This is a genomic window from Streptomyces sp. NPDC086766, assembly GCF_044746005.1.
Lineage (GTDB): Bacteria > Actinomycetota > Actinomycetes > Streptomycetales > Streptomycetaceae > Streptomyces.
In genome coordinates, this window is sequence record NZ_JBIVBI010000011.1 from 90,983 (window position 1) to 109,637 (window position 18,655).

Annotated in this window: 16 protein-coding genes; 8 read left to right on the forward strand and 8 right to left on the reverse strand. The window is 72.0% G+C overall.

The genetic code is table 11. The features are described from left to right. Window positions 1-184 precede the first annotated feature (184 nt). On the forward strand, window positions 185-1,303 hold the full coding sequence (gene serC, locus ACIPM1_RS20905) for a phosphoserine transaminase (RefSeq protein ID WP_402436846.1): 1,119 nt from the start codon (window positions 185-187) through the stop codon (window positions 1,301-1,303). Window positions 1,304-1,371: 68 nt separating this feature from the next. On the opposite strand, the gene ACIPM1_RS20910 is transcribed toward serC, so the two are convergent. Beyond that, entirely contained in the window at window positions 1,372-2,382 is a 1,011-nt protein-coding gene (locus ACIPM1_RS20910; RefSeq protein ID WP_402436848.1) for a WD40 repeat domain-containing protein, read from the reverse strand. 98 nt (window positions 2,383-2,480) lie between these two features. Between ACIPM1_RS20910 and ACIPM1_RS20915 the strand changes: the two genes are divergently transcribed. The 3 genes from ACIPM1_RS20915 (at window position 2,481) to ACIPM1_RS20925 (ending at window position 4,915) form a co-directional block, all read left to right on the forward strand. Continuing rightward, on the forward strand, window positions 2,481-3,158 hold the full coding sequence (locus tag ACIPM1_RS20915; RefSeq protein WP_402436850.1) for an SGNH/GDSL hydrolase family protein: 678 nt from the start codon (window positions 2,481-2,483) through the stop codon (window positions 3,156-3,158). A 116-nt stretch (window positions 3,159-3,274) separates the two neighbouring features. Continuing rightward, window positions 3,275-3,868 (forward strand): Uma2 family endonuclease, encoded by a 594-nt coding sequence (locus ACIPM1_RS20920; protein ID WP_402436852.1) that lies wholly within the window; start codon window positions 3,275-3,277, stop codon window positions 3,866-3,868. Between the two features lie 54 nt (window positions 3,869-3,922). Further along, window positions 3,923-4,915 (forward strand): aldo/keto reductase, encoded by a 993-nt coding sequence (locus tag ACIPM1_RS20925; RefSeq protein ID WP_402436854.1) that lies wholly within the window; start codon window positions 3,923-3,925, stop codon window positions 4,913-4,915. Between the two features lie 250 nt (window positions 4,916-5,165). Here ACIPM1_RS20925 and thpR read toward each other — a convergent pair whose 3' ends face one another. After that, window positions 5,166-5,738 (reverse strand): RNA 2',3'-cyclic phosphodiesterase, encoded by a 573-nt coding sequence (thpR, locus tag ACIPM1_RS20930; RefSeq protein WP_402436856.1) that lies wholly within the window; start codon window positions 5,736-5,738, stop codon window positions 5,166-5,168. Window positions 5,739-5,851: 113 nt separating this feature from the next. Between thpR and ACIPM1_RS20935 the strand changes: the two genes are divergently transcribed. Further along, window positions 5,852-6,439, forward strand: coding sequence for a Uma2 family endonuclease (locus ACIPM1_RS20935; RefSeq protein ID WP_402436858.1), 588 nt, complete (start codon window positions 5,852-5,854; stop codon window positions 6,437-6,439). A gap of 30 nt (window positions 6,440-6,469) precedes the next feature. Here ACIPM1_RS20935 and ACIPM1_RS20940 read toward each other — a convergent pair whose 3' ends face one another. Both ACIPM1_RS20940 and ACIPM1_RS20945 read right to left on the reverse strand, forming a co-directional pair. Then, entirely contained in the window at window positions 6,470-7,834 is a 1,365-nt protein-coding gene (locus ACIPM1_RS20940; protein ID WP_402436860.1) for an MFS transporter, read from the reverse strand. A gap of 25 nt (window positions 7,835-7,859) precedes the next feature. Next, complete coding sequence (locus tag ACIPM1_RS20945; protein WP_356189020.1) at window positions 7,860-8,297, reverse strand: MarR family transcriptional regulator; 438 nt, start codon at window positions 8,295-8,297, stop codon at window positions 7,860-7,862. A 166-nt stretch (window positions 8,298-8,463) separates the two neighbouring features. Between ACIPM1_RS20945 and ACIPM1_RS20950 the strand changes: the two genes are divergently transcribed. Beyond that, window positions 8,464-8,646: a ribbon-helix-helix protein, CopG family gene (locus ACIPM1_RS20950; protein ID WP_356189022.1), complete on the forward strand. Its 183-nt coding sequence runs from the start codon at window positions 8,464-8,466 to the stop codon at window positions 8,644-8,646. A 55-nt stretch (window positions 8,647-8,701) separates the two neighbouring features. On the opposite strand, the gene ACIPM1_RS20955 is transcribed toward ACIPM1_RS20950, so the two are convergent. Then, window positions 8,702-10,153, reverse strand: a complete 1,452-nt coding sequence (locus ACIPM1_RS20955) for an NCS2 family permease (RefSeq protein WP_356189024.1) — start codon at window positions 10,151-10,153, stop codon at window positions 8,702-8,704. A 269-nt stretch (window positions 10,154-10,422) separates the two neighbouring features. On the opposite strand from ACIPM1_RS20955, the gene ACIPM1_RS20960 reads away from it, so the two are divergent. Continuing rightward, on the forward strand, window positions 10,423-10,710 hold the full coding sequence (locus ACIPM1_RS20960) for a DUF2530 domain-containing protein (protein WP_356189026.1): 288 nt from the start codon (window positions 10,423-10,425) through the stop codon (window positions 10,708-10,710). A gap of 101 nt (window positions 10,711-10,811) precedes the next feature. Continuing rightward, complete coding sequence (locus ACIPM1_RS20965; protein ID WP_402436864.1) at window positions 10,812-13,205, forward strand: HAD-IC family P-type ATPase; 2,394 nt, start codon at window positions 10,812-10,814, stop codon at window positions 13,203-13,205. Window positions 13,206-13,214: 9 nt separating this feature from the next. Here the strand turns inward: ACIPM1_RS20965 and ACIPM1_RS20970 are convergent, their stop codons facing one another. The 3 genes from ACIPM1_RS20970 to ACIPM1_RS20980 form a co-directional block, all read right to left on the reverse strand. After that, window positions 13,215-14,063: a hypothetical protein gene (locus tag ACIPM1_RS20970; RefSeq protein WP_402436866.1), complete on the reverse strand. Its 849-nt coding sequence runs from the start codon at window positions 14,061-14,063 to the stop codon at window positions 13,215-13,217. A gap of 254 nt (window positions 14,064-14,317) precedes the next feature. Next, window positions 14,318-15,178 carry a hypothetical protein gene (locus tag ACIPM1_RS20975; RefSeq protein ID WP_402436868.1) on the reverse strand — a complete coding sequence of 287 codons (861 nt, stop codon included), beginning with the start codon at window positions 15,176-15,178 and terminating at the stop codon, window positions 14,318-14,320. Between the two features lie 230 nt (window positions 15,179-15,408). Then, complete coding sequence (locus tag ACIPM1_RS20980) at window positions 15,409-18,522, reverse strand: sacsin N-terminal ATP-binding-like domain-containing protein (protein ID WP_402436870.1); 3,114 nt, start codon at window positions 18,520-18,522, stop codon at window positions 15,409-15,411. Window positions 18,523-18,655: the final 133 nt, after the last annotated feature.

Genomic DNA, 18,655 nt, shown 5'->3' on the forward strand with positions numbered 1-18,655 from the left:
GCGCGCCCCGGCCATCCGGCGCGCACCGCCCGTCCCCGCGCACCCCCGTCCTCCGCGCACCCGCCGCCCCGGCCCCGGCGGCCCGTCAACCTCGTAGGTCCCCACAAGCCCAAGGGCTGAAGGAGTCGTCTCATCGAACGGACACGGTTCCGTCCGGTTTCACCGAAGAGATACCCTCCGGCACGTGGCTGAGATCCGGATTCCCTCTGACATCAAGCCCGCGGACGGACGTTTCGGCGCGGGTCCCTCCAAGGTGCGGACGGAGGCGCTGGACGCCCTCGCCGCGACGGGCACGTCCCTCATGGGCACCTCCCACCGCCAGGCACCGGTCAAGAACCTGGTCGGCAAGGTGCGCGAGGGCATCCGCGACCTGTTCTCCCTGCCGGACGGCTACGAGGTGATCCTCGGCAACGGCGGGTCCACCGCGTTCTGGGACATCGCGACCCACGGCCTGATCGAGAACAAGTCGCAGCACCTCACCTTCGGCGAGTTCAGCTCCAAGTTCGCCAAGGCCGCCAAGCTCGCCCCCTGGCTGGCCGAGCCGACGGTCGTCGCCGCCGACCCCGGCACGCATCCGGAGGCCGTGGCCGAGGCGGGCGTCGACGTCTACGCCTTCACCCACAACGAGACCTCGACCGGTGTCGCCATGCCGATCAGGCGCGTGCCCGGAGCCGACGACGGCGCCCTGGTGCTGGTCGACGCCACCTCCGGCGCCGGCGGCCTGCCGGTCGACGTCGCCGAGACGGACGTCTACTACTTCGCCCCGCAGAAGTCCTTCGCCTCCGACGGCGGCCTGTGGATCGGCGTCTTCTCCCCGGCGGCGATCGAGCGCGCCGAGCGCGTGCACGCCTCCGGCCGCCATGTGCCGGAGTTCTTCAGCCTGCCGACGGCGATCGACAACTCGCGCAAGAACCAGACGTACAACACCCCCGCCCTCGCCACCCTCTTCCTGCTCAACGAGCAGCTGGAGTGGCTCAACGGCCAGGGCGGTCTGGCCTGGTCCACGGCCCGCACCAAGGACTCCTCGACCCGCCTGTACGGCTGGGCGGAGGAGAGCAAGTACGCGACCCCGTTCGTCTCCGACCCGGCCAAGCGCTCCCAGGTCATCGGCACGATCGACTTCGCCGACGAGATCGACGCGGCGGCCGTCGCCAAGGCGCTGCGCGCCAACGGCATCGTCGACACCGAGCCGTACCGCAAGCTCGGCCGCAACCAGCTCCGCGTCGCGATGTTCCCGGCGATCGACCCGGCGGACGTCGAGGCGCTCACGAAGTGCGTCGACTACGTGATCGACAAGCTGTAGTCCCCGGCCCACGGCCCACCGAAAGGGGGGCGCCCGGCGAGGTCCGGGCGCCCCCCTTCGCCGTCCGCTCAGCGGCGGCGGCGCAGGCGGCTCAGCGCGAAGACGGCGGCCGCCGCGACGGCCACGGCGACGGCGCCGGCCTTCAGTCCGCTGCCCGCACCGGCGCTGCCGGAGCCACCGGAGGCCGAACCGCCTCTCGCCGAGGGCGACTTGGCCGAGCCCCCGCCCGGCGCGTCCTCCGCCTGCACGGGGCTGTTCTCACCCTCGCTGCCGTAGAGCAGCTTGCTGCCGTCGGCGCTGTAGGTGACCGACTCCCCCTGGCCCTGGAGCGGCACGTCCAGTTGGCCCACGCGCCTGATCCGCCCGCCGTCGAAGGCGTAGAGGATGCCGCCGAAGTAGCCGCGCACGGCGAGCCGTTCGCCGTCGGGCGAGAAGGCGGCGTCGGTGGCCCACAGGTCGACGGGGGCGACGGGCCTGAAGACGTTCGCCCCGGACGGGGAGAGCCGGGCGGGCCCCTCGTACAGGTGGCCGCCGTTCTCCTTCTTGTCGATGAGGTACACGCGCCCCGTCCTCGGGTGCACGACGAGCGACTCGGCGTCCCGGGGGCCGTCCGCGTACTTCACCACGTACTGCGTGGCCCGGATCGTCTGGTCCCTGAGCTCCTTCGGCTCGGGCAGCCGGTAGATCCACACGTAGGGCCAGGTCCCGCCGAGGTTGTCGCCGATGTCTCCGACGTAGATCTGGTTGCGGGGTCCGATCGAGACGGCCTCCACGTCCCGCGGCCTGCCGACGCCGCTGAGGGTGACGGTGGCGACGGTCCGCCCGGTCCGGCCGTCCACGGCGTAGAGGTACGGGCCGTCGTCACTGTCGTTGTGGGTCCAGTAGACGCCCGGGTGCAGGCGCGAGGCCGCGAGGCCGCTGGACTCCTTGATCCTCGGATCCCTGATCGTGAAACCGCCGTCGCCGCCGTCCCCGCCGGCGGCGGAGGCGGGCACGGCGGACGCGGGCACGGCGGACGCGGGCACGGCGGACGCACCCGCGAGGAGGACTCCGGCGAGGAGGGCGAACGGTCGGCGCATGGGCCAAGCCTGCCATCCGGCACGGCCGTTCACCGGCGTGGTGGGCCTCACACCCCACCGGGGCCCGCGCCGGAGCGCTGATCGTCCATCATGAGCGGATGCTCAGGTTCATGCCCGTCGGTGACTCCATGACGATCGGAAGCGCGGGCGAACACACATGGCGGTACCGGCTGTGGCAGCACCTGTGCGCCACCTACGGCGGCCCGTTCACGCTCGTCGGCCCGCGCGAGACGCTGTACGACAAGACGGCGGACGCGCCGACGTCGCACCTGTACGCCGACCCGGAGTTCCCCCGCCGCCACCTGGCGGGCTGGGGCGAGGGCTGGATGCACATGGCGCCACTGATCGGCGGGGAGGTGCGCGCCTGCCGGGCGGACGTGCTGCTCGTCTCCCTGGGCCTGATCGACCTGGGCTTCTACACGAACGCGGAGCAGACCGCGGAGAACGCGCGGGCCTTCGTGGCCGGGGCCCGCGAGGCGAACCCGCGCATCCGCATGGTGCTGCTCCCGGTGATCCCGAACGTGCGGGCCGCGTCGGACCCGCCCTTCGCCGAGCAGGTGACCCGCTTCAACGAACTCCTGGCGAAGACGGTCGCGGACCTCGACGAACCCCGCTCCCCGCTGCTCCTGGCCTCGCCGCCGGAGGCGTACGACATCCACGCGGACACGTACGACGGGACGCACCCCAACGCGAGTGGCGAGCACCGCCTGGCCCAGGCCTTCGCGGACGCGATGCACCAGGCGTGGGGGTGGGGCGGGGAGTACGGGGACGACTGAGCCGGGGCGACTCCTGCTCCTGGCATATGCGGGACCGCCCGTGTCCTTGTCACCGTGCGTATCGTTGTACTGCGCGGCTGTACTCGTCCGTGAGGCAGTCGGGGAGGAGCGCCACGATGACCGTCCTCGAAGACAGGATCGCGATGGCCGACGCCGACGCCAACACCCAGCGTTTGGACGACTGGTTCGAGCGCCTCGAGCGGATGCCCGTCCCCGAAGGATTCAGGGTCGAGATCGTCGGGGGCAACGTACACACGACGCCGCAGCGCGACACCCACTGGGTGATCATCCGTCGGATCGTGCGGGCCATCGAGGACAGGTTCGGGATGGACGTCAATGTGCTCTCCGACGTCCGGATCGACTTCCCCGGCCACGAGAACGGCTTCTGCCCGGACGTCGCCCTGCTCAAGGCCTCCGCGGAGAAGGACGAGAAAGGACACTGGCGTCACGAGGACGTCGAGTTCGTCGCCGAGGTGATCTCCCAAGGCACCGCCGCCAACGACTACGGCCCCAAGAAGACCGCCTACGCGCTCGCCGAGGTCCCCGTCTACCTCATCGTGGACCCCGACCGCGGCTGGTGCCGCGTCTACACGCACCCCAAGGGTGACGACTACGCGATCGACACCAAGGTCGACTTCGGATCGGACGTGGACCTCACCGACACCTTGCTCGGCCTCACCCTCAAGACCGACAAGTTCCCCCGCGACTGACCGCGCCCGGCTCCCCTTGCATGGAGCGCACTCCAGGACGTTGGCTGGGGGACCATGGAGTACACGCAGCTCGGACGCACAGGACTCAAGGTCGGCAGGCTCGTTCTCGGGACCATGAACTTCGGTCCGCAGACCGACGAGGCGGACAGTCACGCGATCATGGACGCGGCGCTGGACGCCGGCATCAACTTCTTCGACACCGCCAACGTCTACGGCTGGGGCGAGAACAAGGGCCGCACCGAATCGATCATCGGCAACTGGTTCGCGCAGGGCGGTGACCGGCGGGACAAGGTGGTCCTCGCCACCAAGGTGTACGCGAACATGGGCGCGGACGGCGCCGCCTGGCCCAACCACGACAAGCTCTCCGCGCTCAACATCCGGCGGGCCGTCGACGCCAGCCTCAAGCGGCTGCGCACGGACCACATCGACGTCTACCAGTTCCACCACATCGACCGCGACACCCCCTTCGAGGAGATCTGGCAGGCCGTCGACGTCCTCGTCCAGCAGGGGAAGATCCTCTACGTCGGCTCCTCCAACTTCCCCGGCTACAAGATCGCCCAGGCCAACGAGATCGCCGCCCGCCGCCACGGCACCATCGGCCTGGTCAGCGAGCAGTGCCTCTACAACCTCGCCGAGCGCCGCGCCGAGATGGAGGTCATCCCGGCCGCCCGGGACTACGGGCTCGGGGTCATCCCCTGGTCGCCGCTGCACGGGGGCCTGCTGGGCGGTGTGCTCAAGAAGCAGGCCCAGGGGGGCCGGCGCGCCTCCGGACGCGCCGCCGAGACCCTGGCCGACCCCTCCGCGCGCGCCAGGATCCAGGCGTACGAGGACCTGCTCGACAAGCACGGCCTGGAGCCCGGCGAGGTCGCGCTGGCCTGGCTGCTCACCCGGCCGGGCGTGACCGGCCCGATCGTCGGTCCGCGCACCGCCGAGCAGCTCGCCTCCGCGCTGCGGGCGGCGGAGCTGGAGCTCTCGGAGGAGCTGCTGGCCTCGCTGGACGAGATCTTCCCGGGCCCGGGGCCGTCCCCGGAGGCCTTCGCCTGGTGACGGGCGTCCGCGTCACGCGCCGCGGCACGTCCGGATGTGTCCCTCGCTGAGCCGCATCCGGGCGTGTCCGGGAGTGTCCCCGCCAAGACACATCGGGTGCGCCCGGGGGTGTCCCTCGCCGGGGCGCGTCCGGGCCGCCGCGCCCGGCGTTCACCTGCCGAGCGCGGCGGCCACGGCGACGACGGCGAACATCAGCACGAGCGCACCGGCCATGATCCGGTTTCGGGTCTTCGGGTCCACGTAGTCGAGGTTAACCGGACCGGCCGAGCGGCCAGCGGGCGACCGGTTCGTACCGGGGCTGCTCGCCGGGCACCCCGGACGTCGGCAGATGGCTGCGGAACATGATCACCTCGTCCACCGTCCACCGGCGGCTGCCGAAGGCGCCCAGGGCCCGCACATGCGGCCGGACGTCCACCGCGGCCCGGCTGCGCGCGACCGTCAGGTGGGCCTTGTAGGGGCGGTGCTCCCCCATCGGCAGGCCCGCCTTGCGCGCCGCCGCCTCCGAGCGGTCGGCCAGCAGCCGCAGGGTCGCCAGGTCGCCCTCCGCTCCGGCCCACAGCGCCCGGCCCCGCCCGAACTGCCCCCCGCCGCGCAGGGCCAGCGGGAACGGCTCGGTGCGCAGGGCCGCGCGCTCCAGCCGGGCCGACAGCTCCGGTACGAGTTCCTCGTCGACCTCGCCGTAGAAGGCGAGCGTGAAGTGCCAGGCGGGACGCCCGGTCCAGCGCAGATCCGCCGCGCCGGGCAGCCTCCGCAGCCCGGCGACCGCGCGCTCGACCTCGCGGAGAACGTCCTCCGGCGGCAGCACGGCGGCGAAGAGCCTCATGCCACCAGTGTCGCTCTCGCACGTCTGTACGCGCGGGCGTGCCCTGGTGACCGTGCGTATCGTTGTACCGCGCGGCTGCATGCGACCAGGCAGCAGCGGGGAGGAGCGGCACAGTGACTGTTCTGGCAGACAGGACCGAGATGGCCGACCAGGGCGAAGAGCTCACCCTCGACCAGATGTTCGAGTGGCTGCAGCGGATGCACATCCCCGAGGGTTTCAAGACCGAGATCGTCGGGGGGGGCATCTTCGTGACGCCGCAGCGGGACACCCACTGGGAGATCATCGCGGACATCTACGAACAACTGCGGACCGCGTACCCGCGCAAGCGTGTGAAGTCCGACGTCCGTATCGACTACCCCGGGCACCTCAACGGGTTCGCGTCCGACGTCGTGGCGCTCGTGGAGGACGCCCGCAAGGACGCCAAGGGCCACTGGCGCCACGAGGACGTCGAGTTCGTCGCCGAGGTGATCTCCAGGGACACCGCCCGCAACGACTACGGGCCGAAGAAGGCCGCCTACGCCGCTGCGGAAGTGCCGGTGTACGTGATCGTGAACCCGTACACCGGCACATGGCACCTGCACACCCTGCCGAAGGACGGCGCGTACCGCGGCGAACTCACCCTCGACTTCGGCAAGGAGATCGACCTGACCGACACCCCCGTCGGCCTGGTCCTCAGGACCGACGAGTTCCCCCGGGACTGAACCGGCCCCCGGCGGGGCCGGGGCCGGGACCTACGCCGGCGCCGGCTCCTCCCGGCACTCGCGGGGTACGAAGCGGACGTGCGGGTGGCCGCTCCGCCAGCCCACCGACAGGCGCAGGCCGCCCACCCGGGCGAGCAGCAGGCCGACGGTGACGGCGGCGGCGACCGAGACCGCGCCGCCGAGGACGAAGCCGATGCGGGGTCCGTAGACGTCGGTGACCCAGCCGACGACCGGCGCGCCCAGCGGTGTGCCGCCCATGAAGACCATCATGAACAGGGCCATCACCCGCCCGCGCATGGCCGGGTCGGTGGCCATCTGGACGGCGGTGTTCGCGGTGACGTTGACCGTCAGGCCGAAGATCCCGATCGGGATCATCAGCAGCGCGAACGGCCAGTACGACGGGGTCAGCGCGGCCACGATCTCCAGCGTGCCGAAGGCGGCCGCCGCGGCGATCAGCACGCGCAGCCGGGCGGTGCCGCGCCGGGCGGCGAGCAGCGCGCCCACCAGCGAGCCGACCGCCATCAGCGTGTTGAAGAGGCTGTAGGCGCCGGCCCCGGCGTGGAAGACGTCGTCGGCGTAGGCGGACAGCCAGACCGGGAAGTTGAAGCCGAAGGTGCCGATGAAGCCGACCAGGACGATCGGCCAGATCAGCTCCGGCCGCCCGGCGACGTGGCGCAGGCCCTCGCGGAGCTGGCCCTTTCCGCGCGGGGCGCGCTCGACGGCGTGCAGCTCGCGGGCGCGCATCAGCAGCAGGCCGGCGATGGGGGCGGCGAAGGACAGGCCGTTGAGGAGGAACGCCCAGCCGGTGCCGACGCCGGTGATCAGGACGCCCGCGACGGCGGGGCCCACCAGGCGGGCGGACTGGAAGTTGGCGGAGTTCAGGCTGACCGCGTTCTGCAGCTGCTTCGGGCCGACCATCTCGGAGACGAAGGACTGGCGGGCCGGGTTGTCGACGACCGTGGCGAGGCCGACGGCGAAGGCGGCGAGGTAGACGTGCCAGACCTGGACGTGGCCGGTGAGGGTGAGGGCGGCGAGCGCGAGGCCGGTGACGGCCATGGCGGACTGGGTGACCAGCAGCGCGGGGCGCTTGGGCAGGCGGTCGACCAGGACCCCGCCGTAGAGGCCGAAGAGGAGCATCGGCAGGAACTGCAGGGCGGTGGTGATGCCGACGGCCGCGGAGGAGCCGGTGAGTCCGAGCACCAGCCAGTCCTGGGCGATGCGCTGCATCCAGGTGCCGGTGTTGGAGACCACCTGGCCGATGAAGAAGAGGCGGTAGTTCCGGATCCGCAGCGAGCTGAACATCGAGGACTTCGCGGACGTGCCGCTGCGGGGGGCGGGCGGGGAGTAGTGGGCGGCTGGTGCGGGGGCGGAGTCTGCTCCGGATCCCGTACTCAAAAGGGTCGCCTCCTCGTTGGCGTGCTTACAGGTGCGCGAGCTTCTCCAGTACGGGGGCGGCGGCGCGCAGTTTCGCCCACTCGTCCTCGTCGAGGCCGTCGACCAGGCCGGCCAGGAAGGCGTTCCGCTTGCGGCGGCTCTCCTCGAGCATGGTCTCGGCCTGCTCGGTCCTGGTGACGACCTTCTGGCGCCGGTCCTCGGGGTGCGGCTCCAGACGGACCAGGCCCTTGGCCTCCAGCAGCGCGACGATGCGGGTCATCGACGGCGGCTGGACGTGCTCCTTGCGGGCGAGCTCGCCCGGGGTGGCGCTGCCGCAGTTGGACAGGGTGCCCAGCACCGACATCTCGGTGGGGCTGAGCGACTCGTCGACGCGCTGGTGCTTGAGCCGACGGGACAGCCGCATCACGGCGGAGCGCAGGGCGTTCACGGCGGCAGCGTCGTCGCCATGGGTAAGGTCCGGCATGTTCTTTAGAGTAACTCATTACTCTGACTAAAGACCAACGGGGAGGCATCCACGTGCCCGTGACCCTGGCCACTGCGGGGGCGGATCGCCCAGAGATCACCCATACGGGTGATCCCGGCGCGGAACATGACACGTCGCGCGGAAGCGTGCGGCGACCCTCGTTGCCATGGGGACCAGCGTGCTCAGCCTGCGTATGGACCGTGAGCTGCTCGAACGGCTCCGGTGCCACGCCGCGAAAAGGGGAATGAGCGTCCAGGACTATGTCGTCCGAACGCTCATTCGCGATGACTTCGACGAGCGGTTCCAGACCGCCGTCGAGGAGACGGAGAAGTTCTACGGGGTCACGTGAGCGCGGGCGCCGCGGGAGGGCGGGCGCGGGTCTCGCGTGACCCCGTCGAACGGGATCAGGTCAGGCCCAGGGCCGGCATCAGGTAGTAGAAGGCGAAGACCGCCGCCACCACGTACATCGCCGCCGGGACCTCGCGGCCGCGGCCGACCGCCAGGCGCAGCACCGCGAAGGTGATGAAGCCCATGCCGATGCCGTTGGTGATCGAGTAGGTGAACGGCATCATCACCATGGTGATGAAGGCCGGGACGGCGATCGTGAAGTCCGCCCAGTCGATGTCCTTGACCGAGCCCGCCAGGATCAGGAAGCCGACCGCGAGCAGGGCCGGGGTGGCCGCCTGGGACGGGACCATGGTGGCGATCGGGGTGAGGAAGAGCGCCACGGCGAACAGCGCGCCGGTGATCACGTTGGCGAAACCGGTGCGGGCGCCCTCGCCGACGCCGGCCGTGGACTCCACGAAGCAGGTGGTGGCCGAGGAGGAGCTCGCGCCGCCCGCCGCGACGGCGATGCCGTCGACGAAGAGGACCTTGTTGATGCCGGGCATCTGGCCCTGCGCGTCCGTGAGCTTGGCCTCGTCGCTGACGCCCATGATCGTGCCCATCGCGTCGAAGAAGCACGACAGCAGCACGGTGAAGACGAAGAGGACGCCGGTCAGCAGGCCGACCTTGGAGAAGCCGCCGAAGAGGCTGACCTTGCCGATCAGGCCGAAGTCGGGGGTGGAGACCGGGTTGCCGGGCCACTTCGGGGTGGTCAGGCCCCAGGAGGGCACCTTGACGAGGGCGTCGACGACCATCGCGAGCACCGTCATGGCGACGATCGAGATGAGGATCGCGCCGGGCACCTTGCGGATGATCAGGGCGAGGGTGAGGAGCGCGCCCAGGATGAAGATCAGGACCGGCCAGCCGGTGAGGTGACCGTCGGCGCCGAGCTGGAGCGGGACGGTGGTGTGGGCGGCGTCCGGGATGCGGGAGACGAAGCCGGAGTCGACCAGGCCGATCAGCATGATGAACAGGCCGATGCCGATGGCGATGCCCTTGCGCAGGCCGAGCGGCACGGCGTTCATGACCCGCTCGCGCAGACCGGTGGCGACCAGCAGCATGACGACGAAGCCGGCGAGCACGACCATGCCCATGGCGTCGGGCCACGACATCCGCGGGGCGAGCTGGAGGGCGACGACCGTGTTCACGCCGAGGCCGGCGGCCAGGGCGATCGGGACGTTGCCGATGACACCCATGAGGAGCGTGGTGAACGCGGCGGTCACGGCGGTGGCGGTGACCAGCTGGCCGTTGTCGAGCTGGTGCCCGTACATGTCCTTCGCGCTGCCCAGGATGATCGGGTTCAGCACGATGATGTACGCCATCGCGAAGAAGGTGGCGAAACCGCCGCGGATCTCGCGGGACAGCGTGCTGCCCCGTTCGGAGATCTTGAAGTAGCGGTCGAGGGCGCCGTAGGCGGGCGGCGTGCCCGGCTGCTCGGGGGCGGGAGCCTTGGCGGTGGCCGAGGTGGACATGCGGGAGACCTCAGGGGTGCGGGGGGTACGGGGGTACCGGGGGCCGGAAACATGATCGAGCCTCGCCGCCTTCGGGTCACCAGCAGGTCTCCCCCAGGACTCTGTTGGTGTTTCCTACGAACAGAAGTGGCCAGACTCAGACCGTTTCAGTATGAACATATGAAGGCCAAAAGGCTATCTCCGCGCGTAGACCGTTGGCGGGCAAGGGATCCGAAACGATCACGGACGGCCGCGAGGAGCCACCGCACAGGGGCCGTAAGCTGAGGGCCATGGCGAAGTGGACCCCCAAGCACGAGGCGCCGGAGCCCCTGGAGGGCCCCGTGGTAGCCACCATCATCGGCGGCACGATCGTGTGGTTCGTCCTCTTCCTGGTCCAGCTTCCCTTCTACGGCCGGCTCGAGGACCACGGCCGCGCCTGGTGGGTCTGGACCTGTCTGGCCGGCGCCGGCCTCGGCCTGATCGGCATCTGGTACGTCCGCGGGCGCGACGCCGCGCTCCGGCGCGCGGCGGACGCGCCCGCGCCCGAATCGGAGCAGCAGCCGACGTCGGCGGAGTGACGCCCGGGGTCCAGCCGCCGTACGACGCCCCCTCCTCCTCAGGTCGGATCCTGCGCCCACTCGGCGGGTGAAGCCGCACATCCGCACGTACCGTCGAAGGCATGACGCACATCGACGCGGGCGCCGGGCCGGCCGAGGTGCACCCCGTGCGCGCGCCGGTGCGGGCGGGCGGGCTCACCGCCGCCGAGGTCGCGGAGCGCGTCGCACGGGGGCAGGTCAACGACGTACCGGTGCGCAGCAGCCGTTCCCTGACCGAGATCGTCCGTGCGAACGTCCTCACCCGGTTCAACGCGATCATCGGTGTGCTCTGGCTGATCATGCTGTTCGTCGCGCCGATCCAGGACAGCCTCTTCGGTTTCGTGATCCTCGCCAACACCGGGATCGGCATCGTCCAGGAGTGGCGTGCCAAGCAGACCCTCGACTCGCTGGCCGTGATCGGGGAGGCGCGGCCCACCGTCCGGCGCGACGGCGTCGCCGCCGAGGTCGGCACCGGCGAGATCGTCCTCGACGACCTGCTGGAGGTCGGCCCGGGCGACAAGATCGTCGTGGACGGCGTCTGCGTCGAGGCCGACGGTCTCGAGATCGACGAGTCGCTGCTCACCGGCGAGGCCGACCCGGTCCTCAAGCGGCCCGGCGCCACCGTCATGTCCGGCAGCTTCGTCGTCGCCGGCGGCGGCGCCTACCAGGCGGCCAAGGTCGGCCGCGAGGCCTACGCAGCCCAGCTCGCCGAGGAGGCCTCCCGCTTCACCCTCGTCCACTCCGAGCTGCGCACCGGGATCTCCACGATCCTCAAGTACGTCACGTGGATGATGGTCCCGACCGCGGTCGGCCTGGTCGTCAGCCAGCTCGTGGTGAAGCACAGCGCCCTCAAGGACTCCGTCGCCCGGACCGTCGGCGGGATCGTGCCCATGGTCCCGGAGGGGCTGGTGCTCCTCACCTCCGTCGCCTTCGCCATCGGCGTCATCCGGCTCGGCCGCAGGCAGTGCCTGGTCCAGGAGCTGCCCGCCATCGAGGGCCTCGCCCGCGTCGACACCGTGTGCCTGGACAAGACCGGCACGCTCACCGAGGGCGGCATGGACGTCAGCGAGCTCAGGGCCCTGGACGGCTACGACGAGGCGTACGTCCGCCGGGTGCTCGGCGCCCTCGGCGAGTCCGACCCGCGCCCGAACGCCTCCCTGCGGGCGATCATCGACGCCTACCCGGACAGCGAGGAGTGGCGCTGCGTGGAGTCGCTGCCCTTCTCCTCCGCCCGCAAGTACAGCGGCGCCACCTTCAGCGAGGGCGACGGGCAGGCGAGCACGTGGCTGCTCGGCGCCCCCGACGTACTGCTGCCCGACGGCTCCCCCGCCCTCGCCGAGACCGGACGGCTGAACGAACGGGGTCTGCGGGTGCTGCTGCTCGCCCGCGCGGGCGGCGACCTCGACGACCCCGGCATCACCCGGTCCGTCACGCCCGCCGCCCTGGTCGTGCTGGAGCAGCGGCTGCGTCCCGACGCCGCCGGGACGCTCGGCTACTTCACCGCGCAGAACGTGCGCGCCAAGGTCATCTCCGGCGACAACGTGGTCTCCGTCGGCGCGGTCGCCGCGAAGGTCGGCCTCACCGGCACCGCCGTCGACGCGCGCCGGCTGCCCGCCGACCGCGACGGCATGGCCCGGGTGCTGGAGGAGGGCACGGTGTTCGGGCGGGTCACCCCGCGGCAGAAGCGGGACATGGTGGGAGCCCTGCAGTCGCGCGGGCACACGGTCGCGATGACCGGCGACGGCGTGAACGACGTGCTCGCGCTGAAGGACGCCGACATCGGCGTGTCGATGGGCTCGGGGTCCGAGGCCACCCGGGCCGTGGCGCAGATCGTGCTGCTGGACAACAGCTTCGCCGGCCTGCCGTCGGTGGTCGCCGAGGGGCGCCGGGTCATCGGCAACATCACCCGGGTCGCGACCCTGTTCCTGGTGAAGACGGTCTACTCGGTGCTGCTGGCCCTGCTGGTCACCGCCTGGCAGGTGGAGTACCCGTTCCTGCCACGGCACCTGACCCTGCTGTCCACCCTCACCATCGGGGTCCCGGCCTTCTTCCTGGCGCTGGCCCCCAACACGGAGCGGGCCCGCCCGCACTTCGTCCGGCGGGTCATGCGCTACGCGGTGCCGGGCGGGGTGGTGGCCGCCGTGGCGACCTTCGCCGCCTATCTCGTCGCCCGGCACCACTACACCGGGCCGGGCTCCCTGGAGGCGGAGACCAGCGCGGCGACGCTGACGCTCTTCCTGGTCTCGATGTGGGTGCTGGCGATCATCGCCCGGCCGTACACCTGGTGGCGGATCGCGCTGGTGGCGGCCATGGGGGCCGCGTTCCTGTGCGTGCTCGTCGTCCCCGGGCTCCAGCGCTTCTTCGCGCTGCAGCTGGTGGGGACGACGCTGCCGTGGGTCGCGGTGGGCATCGCCGCGGTGGCGGCGGCCGCCCTGGAACTGCTGTGGAAGTGGGTCGGCCGCCGCTTCCCCGCCTAGCGGGGTCGCTTACTGCACGTCGACGTAGTCACCCGTGGCGTTGACCGCCGGGGTGGTCGAGGTGCCGGCGAAGCTGAAGCGCCAGTAGCCGTCGTAGTTGGCGGTGGTGGTGGTCTTCACGTTGCCGTAGGAGTCGGAGTACACCGTCTTGACGGTGGTGTACGTGGTCGTGCCCGCCTTGCGGAACTGGAGCTTGACCGGCTGGTTGGTGTAGCCGTGGTACAGGCCGTCCTCCCAGTTGGCGCGGGAGAGCTTGCCGGTCGCGGTCAGGGTCTTGCCCTTGGCGACGGGCTCGGGGCCGGCGTTGACGGTCAGCTTGGAGTAGCGCTGGACCTTGGTGGCGCCGAGGCCGCCCTGGTCCTTGTAGCCGACCTTGCTCATGTCGGGGTTGCCCTGGTCCTGGCCGTTGAAGGCCACGGCCTCGGCGGCGGCATTCCAGCTGCCGGCGTCCGCGTTCACCAGGTCGCCGTCGGCCGGGTAGATGTCGATGGTCGCCGTGCAGTTCGCGGTGGTCGACGAGGTGGCGGTGCAGGTGGCGGGATTGTCGCCGTAGAGCTCCTTGTCCGGGGCGTCGAAGGAGCCGCGGTACAGGAACGGGTCCGTGTAGAAGTCGCTCGCCGTGATGTCGACGCCGGAGCCGTGGGTCAGCGTGTAGGTGACCTTGGTGCTGACCTTGTTGGTGGTGCCCACCTTGATCGCCGAGGCGATCTTGTAGTTGGAGAAGCTGACGTCCAGGGTGTACGGCGTGCCGCTCGTCCCGGTGGCCGGGGCCGAACCGGCGGCCTGCGCGGCCGGCACGACGAGGGCGGAGAGGGCCAGGGCGCCGGAGACGGCGGCCACGGTGGCTCGTATGCGCATGTGCGTTCCCCAGGGTGGAGAAAGGGAGCCCGGGCGCCGGTCGGCCGTACGGTCGTTCCGCCCGGCTCGTCGTCGGCGTGGCGGGCCCCATGTGATCGTGGAGTCTGTTGACTCACGCGATCAGATCCGCGACCGGCGAAGAGGGTTGTAGGCGGCCCTCACGATTTTGTCGCGGGATGCGCAACGCTTGACGTGCTCATTACGCGACGCACCGCCGCCCCCGGACAAGTCGGGAGCGACGGTGCACCGGGGTGTTACTTCACGTCGACGTAGTCACCCGTGGCGTTGACCGCCGGGGTGGTCGTGGTGCCCGCGAAGCTGTAGCGGTAGTAGCCGTCGGCGCTCGCGGTGGTGGTGGTCTTCAGGTTGCCGTACGAGTCCGACTTGATGGTCTTGAGCGTCGTGTAGGTGCTGGTGCCCGCCTTGCGGTACTGCAGCTTCACGTACTGGTTGGTGTAGCCGTGGTAGGCGTTATCCTCCCAGTTGGCCCGGGAGAGCTTGCCGGTGACGGTGATGGTCTTGCCCTTGTAGACGGGCTCCGGCGAGGCGTTGACGGTCAGCTTGGAGTAGCGCTGGACCTTGGTGGTGCCCAGGCCGCCCTGGATGGAGTCGTCGTTGGTGCTGTACTGCAAGGCCAGCGCGCCGGCCGACCAGGTGCCGGCGTCGGAGTTGAGCAGTTCGCCGTCGGCCGGGTAGATGTCGATGAGGCCCTTGCAGGAGGCGGTCGTCGACGAGGTGGCCGTGCAGGTCGCCGGGGCGTCGCCGAACAGCATGTTGTCCGGGGCGTCGAGCGAGCCCTTGTAGATGAACGGGCCGTTGTCGAAGTCGTCGCCGCCCAGCTGGTAGCCCGACCCGAAGGTCATCGTGTAGGTGACCGTGGTGGAGACGTGGTTGGTCGTGCCGACCTTGACCGCGGAGGCGATCTTCAGGTTCGAGAAGGTGACGCCCAGGTCCGCGGCGGTGGTGGCGGTGTAGGCGGACTTGCCGGAGGCGGAAAGGGCCTTCTCGGCCTGCGCCTTGTAGGACGGGGCACCGGTGGCGTGCGCGGCGGGCACGGCGAAGGCGGCGAGGGCCAGGGCGCCGGAGACGGCGGCCACAGTGGCGCGAATACGCATGCGTTCCCCAGTGGGAGAAGGGGCCCCGCCGCACGTCGTTCCGTACGGCTCGTCTTCGGCGGCGCGGGGCCCAAGCGATCTTGGAGTCTGTTGACTCACGAGGTGAGATCCACGACCACCGGGGAAGGTTGTACGTCGGTTGAAGATTTTATGAAGGTATGGCCGCGACCGCGATCACGGGCCTGGCCGGCGGGCATGGCCGCACCCGCCGGGAACCGGCCCGCCGCGCGTCAGTCGAACCAGCGGTCCCGCGCCAGCTCCTCGGTCCGGGACGGGTCCTCCAGCAGGGCCGCGACCTCGAACCGGCGCGGCCACTGCCCCGCCGCCCAGGCCAGACCGGCGGCCACGCCCTCCACGGTCGCCGCGTGCAGCACCCCGTCCGCCGTCAGACGCCAGTCCAACTCGGTCCCGTCCACGACGAGTTCCTCGTGCTCGACGTAGGTCCCGGGGGTCCGCGGTCCGAGCAGCGCCCGCACCGGCTCCGGTACGTCGTGCTCGGTGCCCTCGGAGTCCACCTCGCCGGTGACCGACTCGCTGAGCCGGCGCACCTGGAACAGCTCGGCCAGCTCCGCCGCCCGCGACGGCCGTACGGGCAGCAGCGGGACGCCGTCGGTGAACGGCAGCAGGTCCGGCGAGTCGCACACCACGGCGTCGGCCGCGTCCACGACCTCCACGCGCCCGTCGACCACGGCCCGCACCTCGTCCGGCAGCGTCACCTGATCCGGGTCCAGCTCGGCCAGCGCGCCGTACAGGGCGTGCAGTTGGGCGGAGGTCACCGGGCGCTCCGGGTCGGCGAGCCGGTCGAGCAGCTCAGCGGCGCCGCCGGGCTCGTCGAGCAGGGCCGCGACACTCGTCCGCACGCCCAGCGCGCGCAGCACCTGCTCGTCGTCGAAGCCGGTCGCGTCGGCCTCGTCGTACAGGCCGCGCAGCAGCGGGTCGGAGCCGGCGGCGCGCAGACCGGCCGGGCGGCGTCCGCCGAGCACCGGGTGCCCGCGCAACCACCAGGCGGTGTACGGCCGCACGATCTCGTGGGTGCCGTCCGGCAGCAGGATCCGCACCGGCTGGACCAGCGCGTCCCGCAGCGGCGGCCGGGCCAGCTGGGCGAGGGCGTCGGGCCACTGGTCGTCGTCGACGAGGTCCAGGTCGCGCACGGCGACGATCTCGGTCGCGACCGGCGGCACGGGCGTGTCCGGGAACCGGTCGAGGACGTCCTCGCACCACACGTCGACCGCGTCGAGCAGTCCGGGGTCGTCCGGCTCGGGGAAGTCGCCCTCCCGCGGCTCCAGTTCGTCGGGGTCGAGGACCACGTCGGTGGCCCGCACCAGGGCGAAGTGCGCGAGCACCCCGCAGGCGGCCAGCGGCTGCTCGCCCCATCGGGCGGCCAGTTCGGCGTCCACGGCGGGCAGTTCGCCCTCCCGCATGACCTCCGCGAACGGGGCGCCGGGCAGGACCAGTTCACCGGCCGGGGCGAGTTCGCCGTCCTCGTCGGGCAGGGCGAGCGCGCCGAGCCAGGGTTCGTCGCCGGGCTCCAGGCCCGCGTCCCGCACCAGGGCGAGGACGGTGTCGGCGAGTTCCTCGGCGTCCGGGGTGTCCTCGTCCCACGCCCCGGCGTCCTCGTCGAGGGAGGCGGCGACGGCGGCCCGCACCTGCGGGGTGGTGAGCACCGCGCGCGGGGTGGCGGGCAGGGCGCCGAGCTTCTCCAGGATCGGGTGGGCGGCGTCCGGGTGGGCGACCTTCAGGCCGAGCCGGGCGAGCGTCTCCGGGTCGGCCGGGGCGGCGTCCGGGGTGGGCAGCAGCACCTGCCGGGGCCCGAGCGTCGTCCGCCCGTCGGCCAGCGGCACCGGAAGTCCCGACAGCCGGTCCGGATCGACGCCCGCGAGGGAGTCGTACAGCCGCCGCCACCAGCCCGGCTCCTTCTCGAGCCCGGCCAGCCGGTCGATCGCGTCGGTCAGCGGCACCCGGGCCACGCCCAGCGTGCGCAGTTCCACGCGCCGTTCGAGACCGGCGGGCAGCAGGGTGGGCAGCACCTCGGCGAGGACGCGCACGGTGTCGGCGCCCGCGCCCTCCACGACCTCCGCGTCCCGCGGCCGCAGCGACTCGGGCAGGTCGGAGTCGGGCCCCTTCGGCTCGGCGGCGGCCGGCAGGAAGGACGTCCGCGGCAGCCGGTCGAGGACCGCCTGGCGCAGCGCGCCGTCCAGCTCGCCCTTGCCCAGCGGGCCGGGCACGAGTCCGATGATCCCGGCGGTCACCGGCCGCCAGTCGGCGAGGAGTTCGGCGTAGGCGTCCGCCGCGCGAGCGACCACGAAGTCGGTCAGCGGGCCGGGCGCGGCGCGGCGGCGGGTGGTGTCCAGCGGGAAGGAGGCGATGAGCAGGGCGGGGACGCCGAGCGGCTCGTCGCTGGGCGTGGGCGCGTGGACGACCGGGCTGGTACGGGGCCGGGCCGGGCCGCCGTCCGCGTCGACGGGCACCGCCCAGGTGACCGACCAGTGCGGGCGCAGGCGCTCCTCGACGGGCCGGCCGGCCAGCAGGTCCGGGGTGAGCGGGCCGTGCGCCTGAGCGGTGCGCCAGCGGGTCGTGCCCTCCCGGGTGTCCTCGACGACGGTCAGAGCGCCCTCGGTGCGGCGGCGCAGGGTGCGCGGACCGGCGTCGCCGATCTCCACGACGACCTCCTCCAGCCCCGGCAGGGCGAGGAGCAGGGCGTCGTCGACGGCGAGGAGCAGCCGTTCGGCGAGGTCGGCGGCGGCCGTGTCGCGCAGCGGCAGGATGACGACCGTGTCGTAGGGGTCGGGCGCGGTGCCCTCGGCGGCGAAGGGCAGGCGCAGCAGCGGTACGTGCCCGTCGCGGCGGCGGATCTCGTCGCCCAGGCCGGGGCTGTGCCGGGCGGTCTCCTCGGCGAGGCCGCGGGCCTCGGCCAGGGACCAGCGCACCCCGCCGTGCCGGCCGACGACCGCGGGCTCGTCGGTGACGGAGAGGACGGCGGCGAACCCGACGCCGAAGCGGCCGACCGACGGGGTGTCCCGCTTCGCGGAGGCGCGCAGCGTGGACAGCGACTCCACGCCGGCCGCGTCCAGCGGGGCCCCGGTGTTGGCGGCGACCAGGACGTCGTCGCGGAGGGTGAGGCGCAGCCGGCCGGGCACGCCGGCGCGGGCGGCGGCGTCGGCGGCGTTCTGCGCCAGCTCGGCGACGAGACGGTCCCGGTAGCCGCCGAGGACGAGGTCCTCCTCGGCGTTGGCGTCCTCACGGAACCGGGCCGGGCTGGTGGCCCACGCGTCCAGCACGCCGCGGCGCAGACGCGCGGTCCCGAACGGATCGCCTCCGGCGGACGGCTGCACCCACATGCTCACGTTCACTCTCCTCATCGGCGTGAGGTCGAAGGTACCGCCCCGCCGGACCCGCACGCGCAACCGTCCCACAGGGAGAGCGGGACCGGAGCGGGACCGCCCTGACCAGGGCGGGGAGCGGCCGCCGCCGGACCTG

Excerpts from the sequence above, each read along its gene's own strand:
- ACIPM1_RS20950 (WP_356189022.1), top strand. The coding sequence starts at position 8,464 with ATGGGGACCAGCGTGCTCAGCCTGCGTATGGACCGTGAGCTGCTCGAA.
- ACIPM1_RS20915 (WP_402436850.1), top strand. The coding sequence starts at position 2,481 with ATGCTCAGGTTCATGCCCGTCGGTGACTCCATGACGATCGGAAGCGCG.
- ACIPM1_RS20975 (WP_402436868.1), bottom strand. The coding sequence starts at position 15,178 with ATGCGTATTCGCGCCACTGTGGCCGCCGTCTCCGGCGCCCTGGCCCTC.
- ACIPM1_RS20910 (WP_402436848.1), bottom strand. The coding sequence starts at position 2,382 with ATGCGCCGACCGTTCGCCCTCCTCGCCGGAGTCCTCCTCGCGGGTGCG.
- ACIPM1_RS20925 (WP_402436854.1), top strand. The coding sequence starts at position 3,923 with ATGGAGTACACGCAGCTCGGACGCACAGGACTCAAGGTCGGCAGGCTC.
- ACIPM1_RS20945 (WP_356189020.1), bottom strand. The coding sequence starts at position 8,297 with ATGCCGGACCTTACCCATGGCGACGACGCTGCCGCCGTGAACGCCCTG.
- ACIPM1_RS20920 (WP_402436852.1), top strand. The coding sequence starts at position 3,275 with ATGACCGTCCTCGAAGACAGGATCGCGATGGCCGACGCCGACGCCAAC.
- ACIPM1_RS20970 (WP_402436866.1), bottom strand. The coding sequence starts at position 14,063 with ATGCGCATACGAGCCACCGTGGCCGCCGTCTCCGGCGCCCTGGCCCTC.
- thpR (WP_402436856.1), bottom strand. The coding sequence starts at position 5,738 with ATGAGGCTCTTCGCCGCCGTGCTGCCGCCGGAGGACGTTCTCCGCGAG.
- ACIPM1_RS20965 (WP_402436864.1), top strand. The coding sequence starts at position 10,812 with ATGACGCACATCGACGCGGGCGCCGGGCCGGCCGAGGTGCACCCCGTG.
- ACIPM1_RS20960 (WP_356189026.1), top strand. The coding sequence starts at position 10,423 with ATGGCGAAGTGGACCCCCAAGCACGAGGCGCCGGAGCCCCTGGAGGGC.
- ACIPM1_RS20955 (WP_356189024.1), bottom strand. The coding sequence starts at position 10,153 with ATGTCCACCTCGGCCACCGCCAAGGCTCCCGCCCCCGAGCAGCCGGGC.